We start from the raw sequence: 4,667 nt of genomic DNA, 5'->3' as shown, positions 1-4,667 counted from the left end.
AGTTTCAACAGGCTCACGACTTCATCTTCGGACTCGACGCGGATGACCAGTTTCGGAATCAGCCGATAAAAACTGGCGTCAGTGCCAAAGGCCAGCGTCGATAGCGGATCATCAAAACGGCGCTCGGCCGGAATCAGTTGTTGCGCATCACGCAGGAAATTCACCGGAAGCGTCATTGGTCCTCCAGGATCAGCACTACGAGGTCTTTCGGGCCGTGGGCGCCGTAAGCCAGGACTTGCTCGATGTCAGCGGTTTTCGACGGGCCGGACACCAATAATGCGTTGGTCGGCATGCCCTGGGCCCACTCGAATTCCTGCTGCACCTGATAGAAGTTGTCACGAATTTCGCTGGCCTTGAGCAGGGCGAAATGCACCGGCGGCACCAGGCTCATCAATCGCGGTTCTTCGCGGGTCGGCCAGATAATCAGGCTACCGGTGGCGGCAATTGCGCCGAGGGTGCCGGTGAGACTGGCCGGGGTGTCGTCGAACAACTCGGCTTTCCACGCTTCCATCGGCCGGTCGTAGGGTTTCAGCGCCGGCAGATCAGGATGATTCGCCCAGTGTTGTGTGATGCGTTGCCCGTGCGCTGTAGTCGGCGCGATCAACAGGCTTGGCAACTGGCGGTCACGCAGCAACTGCGCGAGTAGCGCCGGCCAGTCTGCGTCAGAGGTCAGATGAATTTCGGTGTGCACCGCTTCCATCAGTTTGCGCAGTTGCGGGATGCGTTGATCGGCGCTGTAGGTGTAAGGCTGCGTCACCAGATCGACATCAAAGTTGTCGGCAATCGGTGTGGCGCCGGTCAGGCTTTTCCGTAGCTTGGCGAGGATGTTTTGCTTGGCGCTCATCAGCGGTCTCCCTGTTTGGCCAGATGCTCGCGGGCCATGTCGTGCAGTGAGCGGGCGGCGGGTTTCGGTGCGCTGTGGTTTTGCGTCCACGGGCCGACGTTGCTCGGGGTCAGTGCGCGCAGGCGTGTGGCGAAGAAACCGAACAGTCGATACAGCGTCGGCGAGCTGTTGAGTTTCGCCCAGGCGTTCCAGATGAAACGTTCCTTGCGCGAATACTTGCTGCCCTGGCCGCGCATCACTTGATGCGGCGAGTCCGGGGCCTTGACGTTTTCTTCGCGCAAACGACGCAGGATTGCCGGGATCGGAATTTTTACCGGACACACTTCACCGCAGGCGCCGCACAGCGACGAAGCGCTCGGGTGATCCGGGACTTTCGCCAGGCCGACCATGTGCGGGGTGATGATTTTGCCGATCGGTCCCGGGTACACCTCGCCGTAGGTGTGGCCGCCGACGCGGGTGTAGACCGGGCAATGATTCATGCAGGCGCCGCAGCGGATGCAATTCAGGGTCTGGCGCAATTCGCTGTCGGCAAAGGCTTGGCTGCGACCGTTGTCGAGCAGCACCAGATGCACTTCCTGCGGGCCGTCGAGTTCATGTTCCTTGCGCGGGCCGGAGATCATGTTGACGTAGGTGGTGATCGGAATACCCAGCGCCGAGCGGGTCAGCAGCGACAGCAGCGGCACCACGTCGCGCAGGTTTTCCACAACCTTTTCGATGCCGGTAACGGCGATGTGCACCGGTGGCACGGTGGTGGTCATGCGCCCGTTGCCTTCGTTTTCCACCAGCAGCAGGGTGCCGGTTTCGGCGACGGCGAAGTTCACACCGGAGACGCCGATGTCCGCTTCGAAGAATTTCTGCCGCAGGACTCTGCGACCGATCTGAATGAGTTGGTCAACGTCCTTGGTGTATTCCACGCCAAGTTTGTCGTGGAACAAGGACGCGACCTGACCGGCATTCTTGTGGATCGCCGGCATAATGATGTGTGAAGGCTTCTCGTGGTCGAGCTGGACGATGTATTCCCCCATGTCGGACTCCAGGCATTCAACACCTTGAGCCTCGAGGAAATGGTTCATCTCCATCTCTTCGCTGACCATCGATTTGCCCTTGATCACTTGCCGCGCCTCGTGAGCGCGGATGATCGACAAGACGATGCCATTGGCCTCGTCCACCGTTTCCGCCCAGTGCACTGTCACACCGTTGCGGGTCAGGTTCTTTTCCAGTTGCTCGAGCAGGTCGGGCAACTTGGAGAGCGCACGCGCCCTGATCGAGTTGCCCAGGGCGCGCAAATGTTCTCTTTCGTGGGCATCACTGAAAGCGGCTGCCCGCTTGACCATCAGTGAGTCCATGGCCGTGCGGAAGTTGTTCCGCAACTGCTGATCACCCAAAGCGTTGTGCGCCCGGGTGCGGAAATCTTCTTCTACGGCGACCGTAGGAATAATCGCGGAAGTGCTCATTGCGCACCTCCGGTTCGTTGCCACAGAAAGCTGGCGAGATGTTGCCCGCGCAGCGCTTCTTTTTGTTTCTCCAATGCGCCGTTGATGTTCATTAAACAGCCGCAGTCGGCACTCAAGACCTTGTGCGCGCCGGATTCCTTCAACGCTTTGGTCTTGTCAGCCACCATCGCGCCGGAAATGTCTGGCATACGGACGCTGAATGTCCCACCGAAGCCACAGCATTCGCTTTCGTGATCGTGGTTGACCCGTTCCACGTTGCTCAGCTGCGCCAACAACTCGCGGCCGTGCAGGTGGGTGTTCATCTCGCGCCGTGCCGAACACGAAGTGTGCAGCGCGACTTTGACCGGCTCGCCGCTGTCCTTGAGCTGCACCTTGCAGACAAACAGCAGAAACTCAGCCAGTTCATAGGTGCGGGCGGCGAGGGCCTGCACCTGTTTCAACGTCTCCGGCTCGTCCTTGAACAAGTCGGCGTAATGCTCGCGCAGCATGCCCGCGCATGAACCCGACGGCACCACCACCGGATAATCCCCGGCAAACAGCGCCAGTTGCGAGCGCGCGACGGTTCGTGCCTGCTCGGTGTAACCCGAGGTGTAGGCCGGTTGTCCGCAGCAGCTTTGCCCTTGCGGGTACTCGACCTTGATCCCTTCGTGCTCCAGCAAGTGGATCGCGTCCATCCCGGCTTCGGGGTAGAACAGGTCGACCACACACGTGCCGAACAGGTAGACCCGCGACGGTTTCTCGCTGGGGTATTGCCGAGGTTCGGGCAGTGGCGGTGCCACGCGGGTGGCGTTGGGCACAGCGTTGTAAAAAAGCTCGCTCATCAGGCGTGTCTCCGGGTGGTCCCGGTTATCCGTCTGTGGCGGCTGCTGAATATAAAGAGCGTTGCTTTCAGCAGCCTTACAGACCGGGGTGTGAATTGCTGACGCCGGCATCACGAACAGGCGTCGGTTTTTTCTGTGTTTGTTGTAGGTTTAGTGCACCAGCATGCCGGTGAACCAGTAGGCCTGGGCCAGCGTGATCAGACCGACAATCGTTGCAAAGAATAGGCTGTGCTTGAGGGTGAAACGGAACAGATCCGATTCCTTGCCCACCAGGCCGGTCGCCGCGCAGGCCACGGCAATCGACTGTGGCGAGATCATCTTGCCGGTCACGCCGCCGCTGGTATTGGCCGCCACCAGCAGGGTGTCATTGACGCCGATCTGGTGTGCGGTGGTCGCTTGCAACGAACTGAACAGCGCGTTGGACGAGGTATCCGAACCGGTGAGGAACACGCCGAGCCAGCCGAGGAATGGCGAGAAGAACGGGAACGCTGCGCCCGTACCGGCCAGCACCAGGGCCATGGTCGAAGACATGCCGGAGTAGTTGGTGACGAAAGCGAAGGCCAGCACCATGCCGATCGACAGGATCGGCCAGCGCAGTTCGTAGAAGGTCTCTTTCAAAGTGGTCAGACCAGTTTTGAAATTGATCTTCAAGACCAGCATCGAGATCAGCGCGGAGAAGAAAATCGCCGTGCCGGTCGCGGAAATCGGGTCGAGTTTGAACACCGCTGGAATGGCAGTCGGGGTGGCCACGATCGGTGCGGTTTTGATCACCATTTGATCAAGGTGCGGGATCGCGAAGTTGAACACCCAGCTGTACATCGAGCCGCCAGCGGCGAACATCGCTTTGAAAGGCTTCAGCGTCCAGATCGTCACCAGCACGGTCAGAATCAGGAATGGCGACCAGGCTTTGAAAATTTCCCCGAGGCTGTAAGGCGACGCCACAGTGGTGCGTTTCTGGCCGAAACCGCCGACGCTGGCGGTGATCGCTGCGCTCGACGTGGCGCCAGCGATTTGCGCGCCTGCGGTGCGTTTTGGCTGCCAGATTTTCAGGAACAGGGTCAGCGATATCAGGCTGGCCAGCGCCGAGGTGATGTCCGGCAATTCTGGCCCAATGAAGTTCGAAGTGAAGTACTGCGTCACGGCGAAGCTCAGGCCTGCCACCAGCGCCGCCGGCCAGGTTTCACGCACGCCACGCAGGCCGTCCATCATGAACACCAGCCAGAACGGCACGAACAGCGACAGCAGCGGCAGTTGGCGACCGGTCATGGCGCCGATCTTGAACGCATCAATGCCGGTCACTTGCCCGGCAACAATGATTGGAATCCCCAAGGCGCCGAAGGCAACCGGTGCGGTATTGGCGATCAGGCACAGGCCGGCGGCATATAGCGGGTTGAAACCCAGGCCGACCAGCAGCGCGGCAGTAATCGCCACGGGCGCGCCGAAACCGGCGGCACCTTCCAGAAATGCACCGAAGCAGAAACCGATCAGCAGCACCTGCAGGCGCTGGTCGTCGGTGATCGACAGCACCGAACTGCGAATGACCTCGAA

Annotated in this window: 5 protein-coding genes; all 5 read right to left on the bottom strand. The window is 60.2% G+C overall.

The features are described from left to right. Positions 1–176: FAD-binding oxidoreductase (locus DBR24_RS31100; protein ID WP_146189101.1), on the bottom strand; the 176-nt coding region annotated here is incomplete at its 3' end. Beyond that, a complete protein-coding gene (locus tag DBR24_RS22010) occupies positions 173–844 on the bottom strand; it encodes a lactate utilization protein (RefSeq protein WP_128615790.1) in 672 nt (223 codons plus the stop codon). The genes DBR24_RS22010 and DBR24_RS31100, both read right to left, overlap by 4 nt. Beyond that, positions 844–2,298 carry a LutB/LldF family L-lactate oxidation iron-sulfur protein gene (locus tag DBR24_RS22005; protein ID WP_123464508.1) on the bottom strand — a complete coding sequence of 485 codons (1,455 nt, stop codon included), beginning with the start codon at positions 2,296–2,298 and terminating at the stop codon, positions 844–846. The genes DBR24_RS22010 and DBR24_RS22005 overlap by 1 nt, the downstream gene beginning before the upstream one ends. Further along, positions 2,295–3,119 (bottom strand): (Fe-S)-binding protein, encoded by an 825-nt coding sequence (locus DBR24_RS22000; protein ID WP_128615789.1) that lies wholly within the window; start codon positions 3,117–3,119, stop codon positions 2,295–2,297. The genes DBR24_RS22005 and DBR24_RS22000 overlap by 4 nt, the downstream gene beginning before the upstream one ends. A 150-nt stretch (positions 3,120–3,269) precedes the next feature. Further along, positions 3,270–4,667: lactate permease LctP family transporter (locus DBR24_RS21995; protein ID WP_256591728.1), on the bottom strand; the 1,398-nt coding region annotated here is incomplete at its 5' end.

This window comes from Pseudomonas sp. HMWF006 (assembly GCF_003061205.1).
Taxonomy (GTDB): domain Bacteria; phylum Pseudomonadota; class Gammaproteobacteria; order Pseudomonadales; family Pseudomonadaceae; genus Aquipseudomonas; species Aquipseudomonas monsensis.
Note: the sequence above shows the minus strand (reverse complement) of the source record. Positions and strands in the feature narration are given on the sequence as shown.